We start from the raw sequence: 18,044 nt of genomic DNA, 5'->3' as shown, positions 1-18,044 counted from the left end.
CGAGGGCAGGGCTGCGCCTGCTGAAACGCTTGATCTAGACGCGTGCAAGGATACCGGCGAATGCTCGGCATTGAGGGCCGTTCGTCGATTTTCAGGGATTTTTGTTTAATGCGGAGGGAATTGCGCGGTGCCAGTCCAGACGCTTCGAAGCTCAAAGCGCCTCTGGACGGGTGTAAAACCGGGTATTACTTCTTGCCCAGGCTGATCTGCTTGGACGGGCCGAATGTCTGGCCACTGACGCCTTTGGCAATTTGCTGAATCTCGCCGCCGGACTTGAGGAACGCGGCGATCTGATCGTTGATCGATTCGCTGGTTTCAACGGCTGGAGCTGGCTTTGCTTTGCTGGTGGATGCTTTTACACGCATGGCGGCCATTAACCTGTAGAAAGTAACTCGGCCAGGCATCGTACAGGAATAACTTGACAATTGCTTGGTAAATATCCTTCGGAATAACCGACCGCTGCGCTGCATCATTATCGCTTCTATCTCTGAGATAACCGTCTAACCTGCTGTTTTAAATAAGAAGATTTATCTGGAGCAGGTGTTGAGTATTCGCTCGGGCGTGGGCACGTCGGTCTGACGAATGGCATATGGACCGTCCGCCAATCAGATAAATCAAGGCGTTGCGCCGATTAAACGCCACGCGCGGATCTGTCGCCCGACGCTCACGCCAAAAACGGGTAGAATGCCGCCCACGCAATGAGGGTTCTGGAAAATGGCTTTAGTCGGGCGTTACAACAGTTTGCAAGTGGTTAAACACACTAACTTCGGTTTATATCTGGATGGCGGTGCCGACGGCGAAATCCTTCTGCCCAACCGTTATATCCCCAAGGATATTCCCAGTGAAGATGAAGATTGGCTCAATGTTTTTGTTTATCTGGATAGCGAAGACAAACTGCTCGCGACCACAGAAAAACCGAAAGTCCAGGTCGGCGAGTTTGCCAGCCTGAAGGTCGTTGAAGTCAACAGCATCGGTGTGTTCCTTGACTGGGGTCTGCCCAAGGATCTGTTGCTGCCGTACTCCGAAGAAAAACGCCAATTGACCGCCGGCGAATACTGCGTGGTGCACGTCTACCTCGACAAGCACACCCGTCGCATCACCGCCACGGCGCGTCTGGATCGCTACCTCGACAAGACCCCGGCCAACTACAGCCCGGGCCAGGAAGTCGATTTGCTGGTGGCCGAAGCCACCGACATGGGCTTCAAAGCGATCATCAACAACAAGCACTGGGGTCTGATTCACAAGAACGAGATCTTCAAGTTCATGCGCGCCGGCATGCTTGAGAAAGGCTACATCAAGGAAGTGCGTGCCGACGGCAAGATTGCCCTGAGCCTGCAACCTGTCGGTCAGGAAGCCGCCAGCAGCCTGAGTTCGAAGATTCTCGCCAAATTGCGCGACAACAGCGGCACGCTCGCAGTCAGCGATAAAAGCGATCCGGCGCTGATCAGCAGCCTGTTCGGCGTGAGCAAAGGCAACTTCAAGAAGGCTATCGGTTCGCTGTACAAGGAAGGCAAGATTGTCATCCATGCCGATCGCATTGAACTAACCTGAGCCCTGGATGGCCCATGCTCCATGGGCACACAGGGAAACGGTTCGATGAAAAAAACGCTGATCGCCTACGTCGCCACGCTGCTGACGTTTCTTTTGCTCGACGGCGTCTGGCTCGGCCTGTTGATGGCGCCGACCTATCGCGAACTGCTCGGTCCGCTGATGCTCGACAAACCGCTGCTGATCCCCGCAGCGGTTTTTTATTGCCTGTACGTTATGGGTTGCGTGGTGTTTGTGGTGTTGCCGGCCCTCACTTGGCAGCGTGCGGCGAAGATGGGCGCGTTGCTTGGGCTGGTGGCGTATGGCACGTACGACCTGACCAACTGGGCGACGTTGCGCGGCTGGTCGGTGCAGGTGAGTCTGATGGACTGGGCGTGGGGGGCCTTTGCCACGGCGGTGGCCTGTGCGGTGGGTTTTTTGTTGGCGAATCGATTTGGTCATACAGATCGGTAATTGATGTTGTGGCGGCTGCCGCTATCGCCAGCAGGCTGGCTCCCACAGGGGAATTGTGAGCAGCCCAGTATTGGGGGATTCACCACAATCAGTGTGGGAGCCAGCCTGCTGGCGATGGATGGCGCAGCCATCCGCCATTAAAAGTTGACGTCACTGATAAACAAAATGTCTTTTCCAGACGCCTTTTTCCGCGCGTCTGATCAATAATCCCCAGCATTGTTTTCTGACCATTGGATGGCCTGCCCATGTCGTGTGTGTTCGAGGTGTTGCGGTGAGTGTCGAGCGGCGCAATGCCGATAGCTTTGCCCTGCAAGTGATGATTGGCCTGTGCCTGATCTGGGGTGTACAGCAAGTGCTGATCAAGTGGGCGGCGGCGGATATCGCACCGGTGATGCAGGCGGCGGCGCGTTCGGGGATTTCCGCATTGCTGGTCGGCTTGCTGATCTGCTGGAAGGGCGGTTGGGGTCAGGTCGGCAACACCTGGCGCGGCGGCTTGCTGGCCGGTGCGCTGTTCGGTCTGGAGTTTCTGTTTATCGCCGAAGGCCTGCAACTGACCACCGCCGCGCACATGTCTGTATTCCTCTATACCGCGCCGATTTTCACCGCGCTCGGTGTGCACTTTCTGCTGGCCAGTGAGCGCCTGCGACCGTTGCAATGGCTGGGGATTCTTCTCGCTTTTATCGGCATCGCGATCGCCTTCGCCGGCGGTGTGTCGTGGGACAACCTCGATCGGCGCATGCTGCTTGGCGATGCGTTTGGCGTGCTGGCCGGCGCCTGCTGGGGCGCGACCACGGTGGTGGTGCGCGCTTCGCGGCTGTCGGAAGCGCCGGTGACGTTGACGCTCTTTTATCAGTTGATCGTCGGCTTCCTTGGCCTGTTGCTGATTGCGCTGTTCAGCGGCCAGATCACTCATGTCAACCTGACCACCGTGGCGGTCGCCAGTGTGCTGTTCCAGGGACTGGTCGTGTCGTTCTTCAGTTACCTGGTCTGGTTCTGGCTGCTGCGTCGCTATCTGGCGGCGAATCTGGCGGTGTTTTCGTTCATGACGCCGCTGTTCGGGGTGACCTTTGGCGTGTTGCTGCTGGGCGAACAACTGACGCTGAATTTCGTTCTCGGCGCCGTGCTGGTGTTGCTCGGCATCACTTTCGTCAGCGCCGAGCAGTGGCTGCGTCGGCGTTTGCGCAGCGCGCTGGGCCAACGCTAGACGCCTGCATCGCCAGGCCGCCAGCGATCAGCAAGCCGCAAGCGGCGATCACCAGCGCCGGTTGCAAGCCGCCGCTGAAGTGGCTGCTCAATGCCGCCAGCAACGGGCCACTGAGCTGGCCGACGGCAAAGCAGGCAGTCAGCAAACCGGCGTTGCGCTGGGTGGCGTGGGGCGCCAGTTCCCGCGAGCGCTGCATCACCAGTTGCATGCACGCCAGAAACGGCGTGCCGCACAGGATCACACCAAGGCCGAGACCGACGCCGCTGCCGAGCAAGCAAGCGAACACTCCGCCCGCTTGCAGCCACAACGTCGCCATCAACCAGTGCCGCGTGGTTTGCGGATCGTGACGACGCAGGCTGACCAGCAACACCCCCAGCGCCGCCGCCAGACCGAAGCACGGCCAGAACAGATCGGCCTGCCATCGCCCGTCAAATTGCGCATTGGCCATTTGCGAGAGGAAGGTCGCCGGGATGATGTAGCCGATGCCGTACAACGCATAAATCAGCGCGAGCCTGCCGATGCCACGATTCGCCGGGCTCGCCCTCGGCGCAGCCACTGCAACCGTGGCGACTGGCGTCGGCAACAGACGCCAGACGCTCAACATCATCACCAGCGCGGCCGCCGCATAAATCAGCCATAGCGTCGCGGATGTCTGCTGCAGCCGATGCGAGGCCAGCGCCAGCAACCCGGTCAGAAAAATCCCCAGCCCCGGTCCGGCAAAGACCAGCGCGCCCAGCCGTGGTCGACCCGCTGCCGCTGCCAGCGGCTGACTCAACGCCGTAATCATCACCAGCACCCAGGCGCTCGCCACCCCGGTGCCGAAGCGCAGCAGCAAGTGCGACCAGAAGCCATCCGCCCAGAACGACGCCAGCGTCAGCAACACGCACAGCCACAAGCCACCGTGCAGGCGTCGCTGCACTTGCGACGGGTGATGCGCAAACATCGCATCCACCGCGCCGAGCAGGTAACCGAGGTAGTTGGCTGCAGCGATCAGGCCTGCGCCCGTCAGGTCGATCTGGCCTTCGCTGAGCAGGTGGGGCATTTGCGGGGTCAGGGCGAAACGGCCGATGCCCATGGCCATCATCAGGGCAACGAAGCAGGCGGATAAGCGAATCAGAGGCGACATGGTCGGGCTTCCGTCGAGAGAGCAATGACCGTCAGGCTAGGACCGATTGACTTTCTTTAAAATTGAATAATAGTGAGTAACTTGTTCTGTTCTGGAGAAGGTCGGTGGAATTCAGTCAACTGCGAATCTTTCAGGCCGTCGCCGAGGAAGGTTCGATCACCCGCGCCGCCGAGCGCTTGCATCGGGTGCCGTCGAATCTGTCGACCCGGCTCAAACAGCTCGAAGAGCAATTGGGCGTCGAACTGTTCGTGCGTGAGCGTCAGCGGTTGCAGTTGTCGCCTGCGGGAAAAGTCCTGCTGGACTACACCGGCAAGCTGTTCGCCCTGCGCGATCAGGCCAGCGCGGCGGTGATGGGCGGGCAACCGGCCGGGGATTTTGTGCTCGGCACGATGTACAGCACGGCGGCGATTCATCTGCCCGAACTGCTGGCGCGCTATCACCAGCAATATCCCGCAGTGAATCTGCAAGTGCAGGCAGCGCCGAGCGGCGAGCTGCTGGAAGGTTTGCTCACCGGGCGCCTCGACGCTGCACTGGTCGACGGCCCGCTGGAGCTGGCCGGGCTCGACGGCGTGCCGCTGTGCGACGAGCGTCTGGTGTTGATTACCGAACCCGAACATCCGCCGGTGCGCACCGCCCTGGATGTCGCGGGGCGTGCGGTGTTCACCTTTCGCCAGGGCTGTTCGTACCGCATGCGGCTGGAAGCCTGGTTCGCCCATTATCACGCGGCGATGGGGCGGGCGATGGAGATCGAGTCGTATCAAGGCATGCTCGCCTGTGTGATTGCCGGCAGCGGCGTCGCGCTGATGGCCGAGTCGATGCTGGCCAGTTTGCCGGGGCGCGAGCGCGTCGCGGTGCATCCGCTGGCCGAGCCGTTCGTGGGTGCGACAACGTGGCTCATGTGGCGTAAAGGCATGCTTGGGGCCAATCTGAATGCCTGGATCGACGTGCAGCAAGCGGTCTATCCCGCGCCTGTGGCGCAAGCCCGCGAAACAGCCTGAACCAATGACAGCCGATCCTGATCAATTCAGTAACAGATCATTGCGGATTTGGCCGAGCATTGCGTAGGACTTCGGACTATTATCAGTGCGAAGCGGCCTCAGAATTCCGGCCGCTCAGCACCACCCTGAAGGGGGCACGACGATGAAAGAGAAAATTCAAAACTGGCTGCACGATTTGGGTGTTGCGCTCGGCTTGATCGAACCGCCAATGCAACCTGTGCCGATTCGCACCGATGACGAGCAGCGCCGCCGCCAGCCACGTCGGCGTTAACGCCCCCGGATTTCCAGATTCAGTGAAATCGCAGTCTTCGGCCGCACTTGCCAATACCTGGCAGGCGCGGCCGGAGGCTGCGATTTTTGGCTTTCTGCAGACGTAAAAAAACGGGTGTGGCAACCGACGCCACACCCGTCGAAGAAAGCAGCAAGTCGTTACATCAAGTTCAAATCGCAGGCGCCACAGCCGCCGGACGCGGCGAAAACAGGCTGACCAGCACGAAGCTCACCAGACTGACCCCGAGGCTGTAATAGATCGGCGTGTTCGCGTCCATACCGTCCTTGACCATGAACACCAGCGCAGTGATAAAGCCCAGCGTCATGGCGCTGATCGCCCCGGCGGTGGTCGCGCGTTTCCAGAAAATCGCGCCCATCAGCGGAATCAGCATGCCGCCGACCAGCAGGTTGTAAGCCAGAGTCAAAGCACTGATCACGTCGTTGACCACCAGTGCAATGCCCAGCACCGCCACGCCGGTCAGCAGGGTGAACAGACGGCTGACGGCGACGTTCGATTGTTTGCCGCCGCGCAGTTTCGGCAGCAGGTCTTCAGTCAGCGTGGTGGAGGCGGCGAGCAGGCCGGCGCTGGCGGTGGACATCATCGCCGCCAGTGCAGCAGCGATCACCAGGCCACGGATGCCGTCCGGCAGCGAGACTTTGACAATGGCGGCAAAGGCGTTGTTGACGTTGTCCAGATCCGGAATCAGCACATGCGCGGCCATGCCGATCAGCGCGCAGACCAGACCGTAGACGATGCAGTAGATCCCGGCCGAAGTGCCGGCGTACCTGGCGACCTTTTCGCTCCTGGCGGTGAACACGCGCTGCCAGATGTCCTGACCGATGAGGATGCCGAAGAAGTAGATCATGAAGTAGGTGATGATCGTGTCCCAGCCGATGCTGGTGAAGTTGAAGCTGGCTGCCGGCAATTGCGCCACCAGTTGATCCCAGCCAACGACGCGGTACAGGCAGATCGGCAGCAGCAGGAACATCAGGCCGACGGTCTGGATGCCGAACTGGACGATGTCGGTCAGGGTCAGCGACCACATGCCGCCGATGGTCGAGTAGATCACCACGATACCGCCGCCCAGCAGCACCGAGATCCAGAACGGCAGGCCGAACAGTACTTGCAGCACGGTGCCGATCGCCAGAATCGAGGTCACGCCGATCATCAGCGCGTAAGCGAGCATGATGGTTGCGCTGGCGGTGCGGGCCATCGGGTTGTAGCGCTTTTCCAGCACCTGGGTGACGGTGAACACCTTCAGCTTCAGCAGCGGTTTGGCGAGGAACAGGTTCAGCGCGACGATCCCGCAACCCAGTGCCGCACACAGCCAGAACCCGGAAATGCCATGCACGTAACCCAGCCGCACGGTGCCGACGGTGGACGCGCCACCCAGAACGGTAGCCGCCATGGTGCCCATGTACAGCGACGGCCCCAGGTTACGCCCGGCGACCAGGTAATCCTCGTGGGTCTTGGCCTTGCGCATGCCGTAGTAGCCGAGTATCAGCATCGCGGCGGCGTAGAGGAGTACGACGAATAAATCCAAAGCCATGATGGCGAGTCTCCGATTGTCTTTTTTATATTGGGGCTGAAATCAGTTCCCTTGTAGGCGTGAGCCTGCTCGCGATGGCGGTCTGTCAGGCACATCTTTGTTGGATGTGCCGCAGTCATCGCGGGCAAGCTCGCTCCCACCGGGGATCGGTGTCAGGCGGCCTGACGCAGTTGAGGTTTTATTGCAGCTTCCCGGCGCACATCGGTCGGCCCGAACACTTCGCGCGGTTCCGGGAACAGCTTGAGCAGTGTCAGATACACCACCGACGCCAGGCCCAGGGTCACCGGCAGGCTGATGTCGATGCCGCCAGCCAGTTCACCGAGCGGGCCGACGAACTGCCCCGGCAGGTTGACGAAGCACAGGCCGACCGCCGCGCTCGGGATCCACGCACCCAGACCCCGCCAGTTCCAGCCGTGGCTGAACCAGTAGCGCCCGCCCTGTTCGCCACGGGTGAACACTTGCAGGTCATCCGGGCAGTAGAAGCCGCGACGCACCACCAGGCCGATGATCATGATCACCATCCATGGCGTGGTGCAGGTGATGATCAGCACGGCGAAGGTCGACACGCTCTGCACCAGGTTGGCGGCAAAACGACCGATGAAGATGAAGGCAATCGACAGCACGCCGATCAGCAACGTCGCCTTGACCCGCGACAGCACACGCGGGAACACGCTGGACATGTCCAGCCCGGTGCCATACAGCGAGGTGGTGCCGGTCGACATGCCGCCGATCACCGCGATCAGGCACACCGGCAGGAAGAACCAGCTCGGCGATACCGCCAGCAAGCCGCCGACATAATTGTTCGCGGCAATGTAGTCGGGAGCCTTGATCGCCACGATGGTCGCGGTGGCAAGGCCGAACAGGAACGGAATCAGCGTCGCCAGTTGCGCCGCGATCACCGCCAGCATGATCTGGCCCTTCGGCGTTGCCCGTGGGATGTAGCGTGACCAGTCGCCGAGGAACGCACCGAAGGAAATCGGGTTGCTCATCGCCACCAGCGCCGCGCCAATGAACGCCGCCCAGAAACCGGCCTGACCGAGCGCGACGCTGCCGGCGTACTGGCTGTCGAACGCCGGCGCAAAGGCAAAGATCCCGAGCAGGAACAACAGGCTCGCGGCCCACACCGCAATGCGGTTGACCCACAACATGAAGCGGAAGCCGTAGATGCATACGGTCAGCACCAGCAACGCGAACAAGCCGTAGGCCAAGCCCAGGGTCAGGTCGGTTTCCGGCAGATCGAGCAGGCGTTTGGCGCCGCCGACCAGCGCGTCACCCGAACTCCACACCGACAGTGAGAAGAACGCGATTGCGGTCAGCAATGACAGGAAGGAACCGACGATCCGCCCGTGCACGCCGAAGTGCGCACCGGAAGATACGGCGTTGTTAGTGCCGTTGAGCGGGCCGAACAGGCCCATCGGCGCGAGAATCAGCGCACCGACCACCACACCCAGGACAATCGCCCAGACGCCGGCCTGAAACGACAGACCGAACAGCACCGGAAAACTGCCCAGCACCGCCGTGGCAAAGGTATTGGCGCCGCCGAAGATCAAGCGAAACAGGTCGCTGGGCCGGGCGTCGCGCTCATGATCCGGGATCTGTTCGACCCCGTTGGTTTCAATGCTGCTAAGGCTTTTTTCGTTGTTGTTGTTATTCATGATCTGCTCCGATCATCAGGCGCGCTCATCGTGCGTGAGCGTCACCATTGGCTAAGGGGATGGCAGCCCTTCCGGCATTGCGGACAAATGTTCGTGACAGGCCAGCCATAGGCCTTGTTGTTCTAGGCTCGACGCTTGTTTTTTGAAAACAATCGTCTCGCGCTCCTGGCTGAAGTGTTGCTCCCCTTGCATGCGCAGCTCGGTGGCCACGTCATGAATGAAAATCGCCACGTCACCCTGCAGGCTGACGAAGGCGTTGCTTGAGGTGCACGACAGCACCTCGAAGTCATCCTCGCTGCGCCAGCGGTCCCACAACGCCTGCCAGGCGTCGCGCGACAGCAGTGGCTGTTCGAGGGTGTAAAACACGAAGCTCGCATCGGCGCTGAACGCACCGAAGTAGGCTTCGCGGTCGTTGCGGGCAAACGCGGCGACCAATTCGGCGGCCGCGTGCAGAACCTGATCACGTTCGTTCATGACCCGACCCTCAGCGATGAACCACGCCAGGCAGTACGCAGAGCATTTCGTACAGCAGGTTGGCGGCCAGCAGCGAGGTGTTGCCGGTGGTGTCATAAGCGGGCGAGACTTCTACCAGATCGCAACCGATCAGGTCGAGGCCCAGGCAGCCGCGGATGATCTCGATTGCCTGAATGGTGGTCAGGCCGCCGATTTCCGGGGTGCCGGTGCCAGGCGCCCAGGCCGGGTCGATGCCGTCGATATCGAAACTCAGGTACACCGGGCCGCCGCCGACTTTCTCGCGCACTTCGGCCATCAGTGGTGCCAGCGACTTGTGCCAGCACTCTTCGGCCTGCACCACGCGGAAACCCTGATCGCGGCTCCAGTTGAAGTCATCAGCGGTGTAACCCTGCGCGCGCAAACCGATCTGCACCACACGGTCGCAGTCGAGCAGGCCTTCCTCTACGGCGCGGCGGAAGGTGGTGCCGTGGGCGATCTTCTCGCCGAACATGTGATCGTTCACATCGGCGTGGGCATCGATATGCACCAGGCCGACCTTGCCATGCTTCTTATGAATCGCACGCAGGATCGGCAGGGTGATGGTGTGGTCGCCGCCCAAGGTCATCGGGATGACGTTGTGCTCGAGGATGTTGTCGTAGGCTTCTTCGATGATGCGCACGGCGTCGAGCAGGTTGAAGGTGTTGATCGCTACGTCACCGATGTCGGCAACCGACAGCGAATCGAACGGCGCAGCACCGGTGGCCATGTTGTACGGGCGGATCATTACCGATTCGGTGCGGATGTCGCGCGGCCCGAAGCGAGTGCCGGGCCGCAGCGAAGTGCCGATGTCCAGCGGCACGCCAACGAAGGCAGCGTCCAGACCGGCAGCGGTCGGTACATGGGGAAGTCGGAGCATGGTGGCGATGCCGCCGAAGCGCGGCATTTCGTTGCCGCCCAGTGGTTGGTGAAGAATCTTGTCCACGGGTAGGGCCTCATCGTCATTGTTTTATTTATGTCGGCGCGCCGATAAATACGGGTTCGGACGCCGCTGTGGGGGCGATGATGCGAAATGTAGTGGCGGGGAAGAATCGCTACGGGCAAAAACTTAGTTCAGATTTTTCTAAACTAATGGAGGTGGGGGGATTAGACTTTCGCGGGTTCGAATGAAGTGTAGGGCTGAAGATTGTTGCCCTCACCCCAGCCCTCTCCCGGAGGGAGAGGGGGCCGACCGAGTTGTTGGCGGAATCTGCATCGATCTGAAAAGTCGAGTCGAACTCAGGATTTGAAAGCCATGGAGATCAGCTCCCTCTCCCTCCGGGAGAGGGCTGGGGTGAGGGGCTTTTTCCACAGACACACAGTTGCACAGCCCGGAGTACCAATGGCCAACGCTTTACCCGACCTGAAACTCTTGCGCATCTTCGTCAGCGTCGTGCGCCATCAGGGTTTTGCCAACGCGCAGCAGGAACTCAACCTGTCGACCTCGGCGATCAGCACCTACATGAGCCAGCTCGAAGCGGCGCTCGGCCTGGTGCTGTGCCATCGCGGGCGTGGCGGGTTCAGCCTGACCAGCAAGGGCGAGCTGTTTCATCAGGAAACGTTGCGCCTGCTCGGCGAGCTCGAGGGCTTCGAGCAATACGCCGCCGCGCTCAAAGGCGAATTGCGTGGCACCCTCAATCTCGGAGTAATCGATTCCACTGTCAGTGACAAGGCCTTGCCCTTTGCCGAAGCCATCGGCGCCTACAGCCAGGAGCACCCGGCGGTGCATTTGCATTTGTCGGTGATGAGCCCGTATGAATTGCAACTCGGCGTGCAGGACAACCGCCTCGACCTGGCCATCGGCGCGTTCTCCACGCGCATGAGCGGGCTTGTCTACATGCCGCTGTACCGCGAGCAACACTGGTTGTATTGCAGCAGTCGCCATCCGCTGTTCAACGAACGGCGCATTCCCGAGCAGGTCATCACCCAGCAGCGCATGGTCGGGCGCGGTTACTGGAGCCAGGCGGAACTGGCCCGGCATGGTTTCAAACACAGCGCCGCCACCGTGGAAAGCATGGAAGCGCAGCTGATTCTGGTGCTCTCCGGTGCTTACATCGGTTATTTGCCGGAACACTACGCCCAGGCCTGGGCCGACAAGGGCGACTTGCGCGTGTTGCTGCCGGCCACGTTCGGCTATCAGGCGCCGTTTTCGATGATCATGCGCCGCGGTCGCAGTCGCGAGCCGTTGATCCAGACCTTCCGCGATTTGCTCAAAGCCCAGTTGAATCAGGCGTAACCCTTCATGTCCCGACCACAATGCCCGCGCTGCCTGCGCCCTCAAACCCACTGTCTGTGCCCACTGATCCCCAGCCTCGACAGCCGCACCCGGGTGTTGCTGTTGCAGCATCCGAGCGAGGTCAATCATGCGTTGAATACCGCGCGGCTAGCCGCGTTGGGCCTGATCAATGCCGAGTTGATCGTTGGTGAAGTGTTCGACGATTTGCCGACATTGTTGAACCGGCCGGGCTATCAGGCGCGGCTGTTATTCCCGGCTGATGATGCGCAGCCGATGCAGGCTTACGAGCCGACTGACGAACCGTTGTTGCTGGTCGTGCCGGACGGTACCTGGCGCAAGGCACGCAAGATGCTGCACCTCAATCCACTGCTGGCGGCGTTGCCACGGGTGACGCTGGCAGAGGGCGGCGTGTCGCGTTATCGATTGCGCAAGGCGCCGGGGCCTGGGGCATTGTCGACTATCGAGGCGATTGTGCAGGCGTTGCAGACCCTGGAAGCGCCGGTTTCGTTCGAGCCGTTGCTCAAGCCGTTTGAAGCGTTGATCGAAGGGCAGATTGCGGCGATGGGGGAGGAGACTTTTCAGCGTAATCATGCTGAAAGATAGTCGGTGTTCTTGCTGGCCCAATCGCTGGCAAGCCAGCTCCCACAGGTTCTGAGATGTTCACAGGTTTTGTGGTCGACACGGACACTGTGGGAGCTGGCTTGCCAGCGATTGGGCCAGTCAATTCACCACAAAATCCGGATATCTCTAGCGCTCGCGCATCGCCTCGGTCCGCGCTTTCAGTACCGGTTTGAGCAGGTAATCCAGTACGCTTTTTTCGCCGGTGATGATGTCCACCGTCGCCACCATTCCCGGAATGATCAGCAGCGGTTTGACGTCCCCGCCCAGATGGTTTTTATCGGTACGCACCTGGATCAGGTAGAAGCTGTTGCCCTTGTCGTCGGTGATCGTGTCGGCGCCGATCAGCTCGAGTCTGGCGCTCAGGCCGCCGTAGATCGTGTAGTCATAGGCACTGAACTTGACCATGGCTTTCTGGCCCGGATGCAGGAACGCCACATCCTGCGGGCGTACCTTGGCCTCGATCAGCAGGTTGTCTTCCAGCGGCACGATTTCGACCATGTCGCTGCCCGGCTGGACCACGCCACCAATGGTGTTGACTTTCATCTGCTTGATCACCCCGCGCACTGGCGAAGTCACCGTGGTGCGGGTGACGCGGTCGTCGATGGCGATGCTGGTGGCGGTAATTTTCGACAGATCGGTGCGTTTCTCGTTGAGCTCTTTGGCGGCCTCGGAGCGGAAGGTCTGCTCCGATTCGTCGATCTTGCTGCGGATCTCGGCAATCGCCGATTCGGCGCGCGGGATCGCCAGCGTGGTGGCGTTCAGCGAGCCACGAATTTCCACCGCGCTGCGCCTGAGGCGAAGAATTTCCACCGGTGACACGGCGCCGGTCTTCACCAGCGGTTCGGACATGTTCATCTCTTGCTGCAATAACGCCAGGCTGGAGCTGAACTGGCCCTGCTTGGAACGAAACTCCGCCAGCTCCTGGGTTTTCTGCCGCAGCTGTTCGCTCAAGGTACGCTGCTCGCTGGCGAGGCGGCGCTGGCGCTGTTCGTACAGCGAGCGCTCGTCTTCAGCGACTTGCGGCGCCTTGGCAATCACCTCCGCGGAGAGTTTGAACGGCCGGCCCTCGGCTTCGGCGGACAGGCGTTCGACTTGCGCCGTAAGCGCGTAGCGGTCGGCCTCGCTTTCGCCCTTGTTCGAGCGAAAGCGCGTGTCATCCAGGCGCAGCAGGGTATCGCCCTTGCCGACCATCTGGCCTTCGCGAACGAAAATCTCGGTGACGATGCCGCCTTCGAGGTTCTGGATCACCTGGACCTTGCTCGACGGAGTCGCCTTGCCTTCGCCCATGGTGACCTCTTCGAGCACGGCGAATTTGGCCCAGACCACCGCGCTGATCAGCAGTGCCGCTGCCAGCCACACGGTGATCCGCGATTTGCGCGGCGAGTCCTGCAACGAGGCGCCGGCGGTTTCCGGCATGAAGTCGGCCTCGGCGCTTTTGCCGAAGCTGTCGAAGTAGCCGCGATCCTTGCTATCGGTGGAAGCAGACATGGGCAACTCCTAGACCGCCGCCGAGCCGACACGGCCCTTGCGCAGTGCATCGATGACCGCTTCTTTCGGACCGTCAGCGACGACCCGGCCGTTATCCAGCACCAGCAAGCGATCGACCAGGCTCAACATCGAGGTGCGGTGGGTGACCAGCAACAGGGTTTTGCCCTGCACCCATTGATGCAGTTTCAGCCGCAGCTGGTCTTCACTGCTGTTGTCCATGGCGCTGGTGGGTTCGTCGAGCAGCATGATCGGCGGGTCGAGCAACAACGAGCGTGCCAGCAGCACCGCCTGGCGCTGGCCGCCGGAGAGCAATTGTCCGCGTTCGCCCACCGGCCGGTCGAAGCCTTGCGGGTGCTGTCGAGCCAGTTCGGTGACGCCGGTCAGCTCGGCCACTTCAAGCATGCGCGCGTCGCTGATGTAGCGGGCGCCGAGGGTGAGGTTGTCGCGCAGGCTGCCGGCCAGCAGCGGCAGGTCGTGGGCGACGTAGCCGATCTGTTGGCGCAGGTCGGCGACATCGAGCTGGCGCAGGTCGAGGCCATCGAGCAGCAACTGGCCTTCTTCGGGTTCGTAAAAACCCATCACCAGCCGCGCCAGGGTGCTTTTGCCTGAGCCGCTGCGGCCGATGATGCCGACCCGTTCGCCGGGCTTGAGGCTGAAACTGACGTTGCTCAGCGCCGGCGCGTTCTGGCCGTTGTAATGGAAGGTCACGCCGCTGACGTCCAGCGCGCCTTGCAGTTGCGTGCGTTCCAGTGGCCGCTGCTTGCCGTCGCGTTCCTGCGGCAAGGCCATCAGCGCATCGGTGCTTTTCATGGTCAGTTGCGCTTGCTGATAGCGGGTGATCAGCCCGGCGATCTGCCCCAGCGGAGCGAGTACCCGGCTGCCGAGCATGTAGGTGGCGACCAGCGCACCGACGCTGAGGTTACCGGCAATGATGCTGTAGACCCCGGCAACAATCGTTGCCATCCCGGAAAACTGCTGAATGAACAAGGTGCCGTTGGTCGCCAGCGCCGAGAGGTTGCGCGCGTGGCTGTCGAGGCGGGTGAGGGCGCCGTGGGTGCTTTCCCATTGGTGCTGGCGTTCGCTTTCGGCGCTGCAGGCCTTGAGGGTTTCCAGGCCGCCGAGGGTTTCGATCAGCAGCGCTTGGCGTTCGGCGCCGAGGCTCAGGCTCTTTTGCACGGTGTCGCGCAGTTTGACCTGAATGACCATGGCGAAAATGATGGTGAGCGGAAACGCCAGCAGCGGAATCACCACCAGCCAGCCACCGAGCAGGCCGATCACTGCGAGCATCAACACCACAAACGGCAGGTCGATCAGGCTGGTCAGGGTCACGGCGGTGAGGAATTCGCGCAGGCCCTGAAAATCATGAATGCTTTGTGCGAACCCGCCGATGGTCGCTGGCCGCGCCTTCATCGACATGCCAGTGATGCGTTCGAACAAGGTCGCGGACAAAATCACATCGGTTTTCTTCCCGGCGGTGTCGAGCAAATGCGCACGCACGACGCGCAGGACCAGTTCGAACCCGGTGCCGATCAACAGGCCGATCGACAGCACCCACAAAGTCGAGGTGGCCTGGTTCGGCACCACTCGGTCGTAGGTCTGCATGACGAACAGCGGCACCATCAGGCCCAGCAGATTGATCAGGAAACTGGCGAGAATCGCGTCGCTGTACAGCCATTTCGACAGCTTCAAGGTGTCGCGAAACCACGCCTGCACCCGGGGCACCAGTGGCGCGCGCAGGTCTTCGAGTTCGTGCCGCGGCCGGGCGAACAAGGCCTGGCCGCTGTAATGTTCGGCGAGTTCGTCGCGGCTGACCCATTGCTCGCCGCCGTCGGCTTCACTGGGCAACAGCAACGCTTTGCCGTCGTCGCCAAAACGCCGCAGCACCGCCGTGCGGCCGTCGTTGAGCAGCAGCAGAATCGGCAGGTTCAGCGACGAAATATCTTTCAGATCACGGCGCAGCAGACGCGCCTGCAACCCGGCGCGGGCGGCAGCGCGGGGCAGCAGATCCAGGCTCAGGCGTTGTTTGTTCAGCGGCAACCCGGCGCTCAGGCTGGCGCGGCTGACCGTCGCACCGTGCAGTTTGCAGAGAATCAGCAGACCGTCGAGTAACGGATCATCGAAGCTCAAACGCGGATCGATGCCGGCGGCGCCGGTTTCCATGCGGGTCATATTGATTGCCTCTGTTGAACGGTGATGCGAGGTGAACGACGTCTTCAGATCGTCGGATCGTTCTCACGCTCCCGCGCGGGAATGCAGCCCCGTGACGCTCCGCGTCACTGGACGCGGAGCGTCCCTAGAGGCATTCCCACGCAGGAGCGTGGGAACGATCAGTGTCCACGGCGCCTGTGTGTGTTACTTCAACTCAGGCAAGCGCGCCTGGTTTTTCACCTCGGTCGCGGCAATCGCGTCGGCCGGCAGCACCACTCGTTGCTTGCTCAGCAACTGGCCCATGTTCGCCAACACGCGGTACATCGAGTATTCCTCGGTGTAACGAATTTCGGTGTAGCGACGGTTGGCGTTGTACAGCTCGTTTTCGCTGTCGAGCAGGTCGAGCAGGGTACGTTGGCCGAGGCCGAACTGATCCTGATAGGCGGCGCGTACGCGTTTGGTGGTTTCGGCGTACTCGCGCGCGGTCGGCGTTTGTTTCTTCGCGTTTTCCATGGCATTCCAGGCCAGACGAATATTTTCGTTGAGCTGGCGCAGGGCGTTGTTGCGGATGTCCATCGCCTGGTTGATGTCGTGGGCGTTGGCCGCCAGGCGCGCCTTGTCGCTGCCGCCGCGGAACAGGTTGTAGTTCATCACCACGCCGACACGCCATTCGTTGTCGTGACCTTCGTCGCCTTGCACGTTGTTGTTCGCGCCCACCGCGGCTTCGGCGTCGAAGCGTGGGTAGAACGGCGACTTCGCTACTTCGTATTGGCTTTCGGCCGACTGCACGTCAGCCTGTGCCGATTTCAGGTACGGGTTGTTATCAACCATGCTCTGCTGGGCTTCGCGCAATTCGGTCGGCAGTTCGCCGCGGGTCGAGGCCGGCGTTTCCAGCTCATCGGGCATGCGCCCGACCACGCTGTAGAAGTTCGATTCGGCGTCGGCCAGATCCACTTCGGCGGTATCCAGGTTGTTTTGCGCCAGCGCCTTACGCGCTACCGATTGATCGGAGTCTGCCGTGCTGCCGACGCCACGCTCGGTGCGCAAGCCGATCTGGTCGTTGACGCGCAAGTGCGCCTGCAGGTTGTTCTTCGCAAGCGTCACCAGTTCGCGACGCTTGAGCACTTCCAGATAGACCTCAATGGTGCGCAGGGCCAGATCCTGCGCGGTGCCTTGCGCGTAATAGGCGCGTGAATTCGACACGCCTTTGGTGCGCTCGACCTCGTTGGCGGTGTTGAAGCCGTCAAAGATCATCTGCCGCAGCCGTAGTTCGGACTGGGTGTAATTGAGGATTTCGGTGTTGTGATTGCCGAAGGCGCGAGTGTTGGTGTTGTCGCTATAGCCGCGTCCGTAAGCGGCGTTCAGGTCGACGGACGGATAGAAACCGCCCTTGGCGACTTTGACTTGTTCATCCGCCGACAGTCGCGCATCCACGCGCGACGCCAGTTCCGGGTGAGTGGCAATAGTGCTTTGAATGGCTTCAGTCAGATTCATGGCGTGGGCTTGAGAAGTGCAAGCCATGGCCAGCAAAACCGCGCTGCAGAGGGGGGTTAGTACGCGCATGGGTGCATCTCCGTAAGTCCTGATGGTGTGTTACTGTCGCCAAATATTTGACGATATTTTAAGGTGTCGGCGTCTCACTCTTGTAACATCAGAGCTAAGAACATCCTGAAGCGTAGCTAAGAAAAAATTTTCATAAGGCTTATGCCAAAAAAAACTTATGCGGTTTTTCAAAAGCAGCACATTGTTCAGCTCGAAAGCCTTTGTTTTATGCGCTTTAGGGAGCTCAAAAGGGCTTGAGGAAAGTTCCATTCACTTTGCTTTAGACGGCGAAGTACTGCTGAAGGGGAGGGACGCGTAACGGTCGATGAGCGACAGATTTTTGTCACTCAGGTGATTCACCACCGTTACGTAGCGCTAGTGGGTGTATTGCCTTGGACAGGGTGCCGAAGTGCTTGAATGCGCTGAGGTTTTCCGGCAAGGCACCCGCGAAACGAACTGTCGAGGGTGCGAGCGTCGCCCCCGGCAACCCGATTGAGCCATGGGCTGCTTCGCGAACCAGTGCCGACGGTGGTCGGCAGCGGAGGATTTCACATGGCAACGCTCATCGGTACGGTCACAAAAATCATCGGTCAAGTATTCGCTCAGGCGGGCGACGGCATCAAACGGCCGCTGTTCGAAGGCGATCGTTTGTATGCCGGCGATCAATTGATCACTGGCGCAGAAGGCGCGGTGGCGGTGAAACTGCAGAACGGCAA

General features: G+C 60.9%; 17 protein-coding genes. 8 read left to right on the top strand and 9 right to left on the bottom strand.

The annotated features are described in order from the left end of the window. Positions 1–185: 185 nt before the first annotated feature. Complete coding sequence (locus ACYYKW_RS21065; protein ID WP_016985943.1) at positions 186–374, bottom strand: hypothetical protein; 189 nt, start codon at positions 372–374, stop codon at positions 186–188. Positions 375–714: 340 nt separating this feature from the next. On the opposite strand from ACYYKW_RS21065, the gene ACYYKW_RS21060 reads away from it, so the two are divergent. The 3 genes from ACYYKW_RS21060 to ACYYKW_RS21050 all read left to right on the top strand — a co-directional run bounded on the left by ACYYKW_RS21060 (position 715) and on the right by ACYYKW_RS21050 (position 3,205). After that, a complete protein-coding gene (locus ACYYKW_RS21060) occupies positions 715–1,551 on the top strand; it encodes a CvfB family protein (RefSeq protein ID WP_336355126.1) in 837 nt (278 codons plus the stop codon). A gap of 45 nt (positions 1,552–1,596) precedes the next feature. After that, positions 1,597–2,001: a DUF2177 family protein gene (locus ACYYKW_RS21055; protein WP_464991052.1), complete on the top strand. Its 405-nt coding sequence runs from the start codon at positions 1,597–1,599 to the stop codon at positions 1,999–2,001. 271 nt (positions 2,002–2,272) lie between these two features. Continuing rightward, positions 2,273–3,205 (top strand): DMT family transporter, encoded by a 933-nt coding sequence (locus tag ACYYKW_RS21050; RefSeq protein WP_464991051.1) that lies wholly within the window; start codon positions 2,273–2,275, stop codon positions 3,203–3,205. Here ACYYKW_RS21050 and ACYYKW_RS21045 read toward each other — a convergent pair. Then, positions 3,150–4,331: an MFS transporter gene (locus ACYYKW_RS21045; protein ID WP_464991050.1), complete on the bottom strand. Its 1,182-nt coding sequence runs from the start codon at positions 4,329–4,331 to the stop codon at positions 3,150–3,152. The two genes, ACYYKW_RS21050 and ACYYKW_RS21045, sit on opposite strands and share 56 nt — an antisense overlap. Before the next feature lie 104 nt (positions 4,332–4,435). Here ACYYKW_RS21045 and ptrR point away from each other — a divergent pair, with 104 nt between their 5' ends. After that, positions 4,436–5,329 (top strand): putrescine utilization regulator PtrR, encoded by an 894-nt coding sequence (ptrR, locus tag ACYYKW_RS21040; protein ID WP_336355130.1) that lies wholly within the window; start codon positions 4,436–4,438, stop codon positions 5,327–5,329. 142 nt (positions 5,330–5,471) lie between these two features. Beyond that, entirely contained in the window at positions 5,472–5,600 is a 129-nt protein-coding gene (locus ACYYKW_RS21035; RefSeq protein ID WP_003198971.1) for a PA1414 family protein, read from the top strand. 169 nt (positions 5,601–5,769) lie between these two features. Here ACYYKW_RS21035 and ACYYKW_RS21030 read toward each other — a convergent pair whose 3' ends face one another. The 4 genes from ACYYKW_RS21030 to speB form a co-directional block, all read right to left on the bottom strand. After that, entirely contained in the window at positions 5,770–7,149 is a 1,380-nt protein-coding gene (locus ACYYKW_RS21030; protein ID WP_464991049.1) for a sodium:solute symporter family protein, read from the bottom strand. 152 nt (positions 7,150–7,301) lie between these two features. Beyond that, a complete protein-coding gene (locus tag ACYYKW_RS21025; protein ID WP_464991048.1) occupies positions 7,302–8,804 on the bottom strand; it encodes a purine-cytosine permease family protein in 1,503 nt (500 codons plus the stop codon). 51 nt (positions 8,805–8,855) lie between these two features. Further along, positions 8,856–9,278: a YybH family protein gene (locus tag ACYYKW_RS21020; RefSeq protein WP_464991047.1), complete on the bottom strand. Its 423-nt coding sequence runs from the start codon at positions 9,276–9,278 to the stop codon at positions 8,856–8,858. A 10-nt stretch (positions 9,279–9,288) separates the two neighbouring features. Continuing rightward, positions 9,289–10,239, bottom strand: a complete 951-nt coding sequence (gene speB, locus ACYYKW_RS21015; protein WP_464991046.1) for an agmatinase — start codon at positions 10,237–10,239, stop codon at positions 9,289–9,291. Between the two features lie 396 nt (positions 10,240–10,635). On the opposite strand from speB, the gene ACYYKW_RS21010 reads away from it, so the two are divergent. Continuing rightward, positions 10,636–11,529: a LysR family transcriptional regulator gene (locus ACYYKW_RS21010; protein WP_090282283.1), complete on the top strand. Its 894-nt coding sequence runs from the start codon at positions 10,636–10,638 to the stop codon at positions 11,527–11,529. Between the two features lie 6 nt (positions 11,530–11,535). Further along, on the top strand, positions 11,536–12,132 hold the full coding sequence (locus tag ACYYKW_RS21005) for a tRNA-uridine aminocarboxypropyltransferase (RefSeq protein ID WP_464991045.1): 597 nt from the start codon (positions 11,536–11,538) through the stop codon (positions 12,130–12,132). Positions 12,133–12,276: 144 nt separating this feature from the next. On the opposite strand, the gene ACYYKW_RS21000 is transcribed toward ACYYKW_RS21005, so the two are convergent. The 3 genes from ACYYKW_RS21000 to ACYYKW_RS20990 all read right to left on the bottom strand — a co-directional run bounded on the left by ACYYKW_RS21000 (position 12,277) and on the right by ACYYKW_RS20990 (position 17,349). Continuing rightward, complete coding sequence (locus ACYYKW_RS21000) at positions 12,277–13,638, bottom strand: HlyD family type I secretion periplasmic adaptor subunit (RefSeq protein WP_464991044.1); 1,362 nt, start codon at positions 13,636–13,638, stop codon at positions 12,277–12,279. A gap of 9 nt (positions 13,639–13,647) precedes the next feature. Continuing rightward, the gene (locus ACYYKW_RS20995) at positions 13,648–15,807 is read right to left on the bottom strand and encodes a type I secretion system permease/ATPase (RefSeq protein WP_464991043.1); all 2,160 of its coding nucleotides are present in this window, start codon (positions 15,805–15,807) and stop codon (positions 13,648–13,650) included. 183 nt (positions 15,808–15,990) lie between these two features. After that, a complete protein-coding gene (locus tag ACYYKW_RS20990; RefSeq protein ID WP_093103615.1) occupies positions 15,991–17,349 on the bottom strand; it encodes a TolC family outer membrane protein in 1,359 nt (452 codons plus the stop codon). A 531-nt stretch (positions 17,350–17,880) separates the two neighbouring features. Here ACYYKW_RS20990 and ACYYKW_RS20985 point away from each other — a divergent pair. Beyond that, positions 17,881–18,044, top strand: a 164-nt coding sequence (locus ACYYKW_RS20985) for a retention module-containing protein (RefSeq protein ID WP_464991060.1), incomplete at its 3' end; no start/stop codon positions are given.

The organism is Pseudomonas sp. 15C, from assembly GCF_055484735.1.
This window is presented reverse-complemented; position numbering and strand designations above follow the sequence as displayed.

Excerpts from the sequence above, each read along its gene's own strand:
- ACYYKW_RS21020 (WP_464991047.1), bottom strand. The coding sequence starts at position 9,278 with ATGAACGAACGTGATCAGGTTCTGCACGCGGCCGCCGAATTGGTCGCC.
- ACYYKW_RS21025 (WP_464991048.1), bottom strand. The coding sequence starts at position 8,804 with ATGAATAACAACAACAACGAAAAAAGCCTTAGCAGCATTGAAACCAAC.
- ACYYKW_RS21035 (WP_003198971.1), top strand. The coding sequence starts at position 5,472 with ATGAAAGAGAAAATTCAAAACTGGCTGCACGATTTGGGTGTTGCGCTC.
- ACYYKW_RS21060 (WP_336355126.1), top strand. The coding sequence starts at position 715 with ATGGCTTTAGTCGGGCGTTACAACAGTTTGCAAGTGGTTAAACACACT.
- ACYYKW_RS21000 (WP_464991044.1), bottom strand. The coding sequence starts at position 13,638 with ATGTCTGCTTCCACCGATAGCAAGGATCGCGGCTACTTCGACAGCTTC.
- ACYYKW_RS21010 (WP_090282283.1), top strand. The coding sequence starts at position 10,636 with ATGGCCAACGCTTTACCCGACCTGAAACTCTTGCGCATCTTCGTCAGC.
- ACYYKW_RS21030 (WP_464991049.1), bottom strand. The coding sequence starts at position 7,149 with ATGGCTTTGGATTTATTCGTCGTACTCCTCTACGCCGCCGCGATGCTG.
- ACYYKW_RS21055 (WP_464991052.1), top strand. The coding sequence starts at position 1,597 with ATGAAAAAAACGCTGATCGCCTACGTCGCCACGCTGCTGACGTTTCTT.
- ACYYKW_RS21045 (WP_464991050.1), bottom strand. The coding sequence starts at position 4,331 with ATGTCGCCTCTGATTCGCTTATCCGCCTGCTTCGTTGCCCTGATGATG.
- ACYYKW_RS20990 (WP_093103615.1), bottom strand. The coding sequence starts at position 17,349 with ATGCGCGTACTAACCCCCCTCTGCAGCGCGGTTTTGCTGGCCATGGCT.
- ACYYKW_RS21005 (WP_464991045.1), top strand. The coding sequence starts at position 11,536 with ATGTCCCGACCACAATGCCCGCGCTGCCTGCGCCCTCAAACCCACTGT.
- ACYYKW_RS21065 (WP_016985943.1), bottom strand. The coding sequence starts at position 374 with ATGGCCGCCATGCGTGTAAAAGCATCCACCAGCAAAGCAAAGCCAGCT.
- ACYYKW_RS20995 (WP_464991043.1), bottom strand. The coding sequence starts at position 15,807 with ATGACCCGCATGGAAACCGGCGCCGCCGGCATCGATCCGCGTTTGAGC.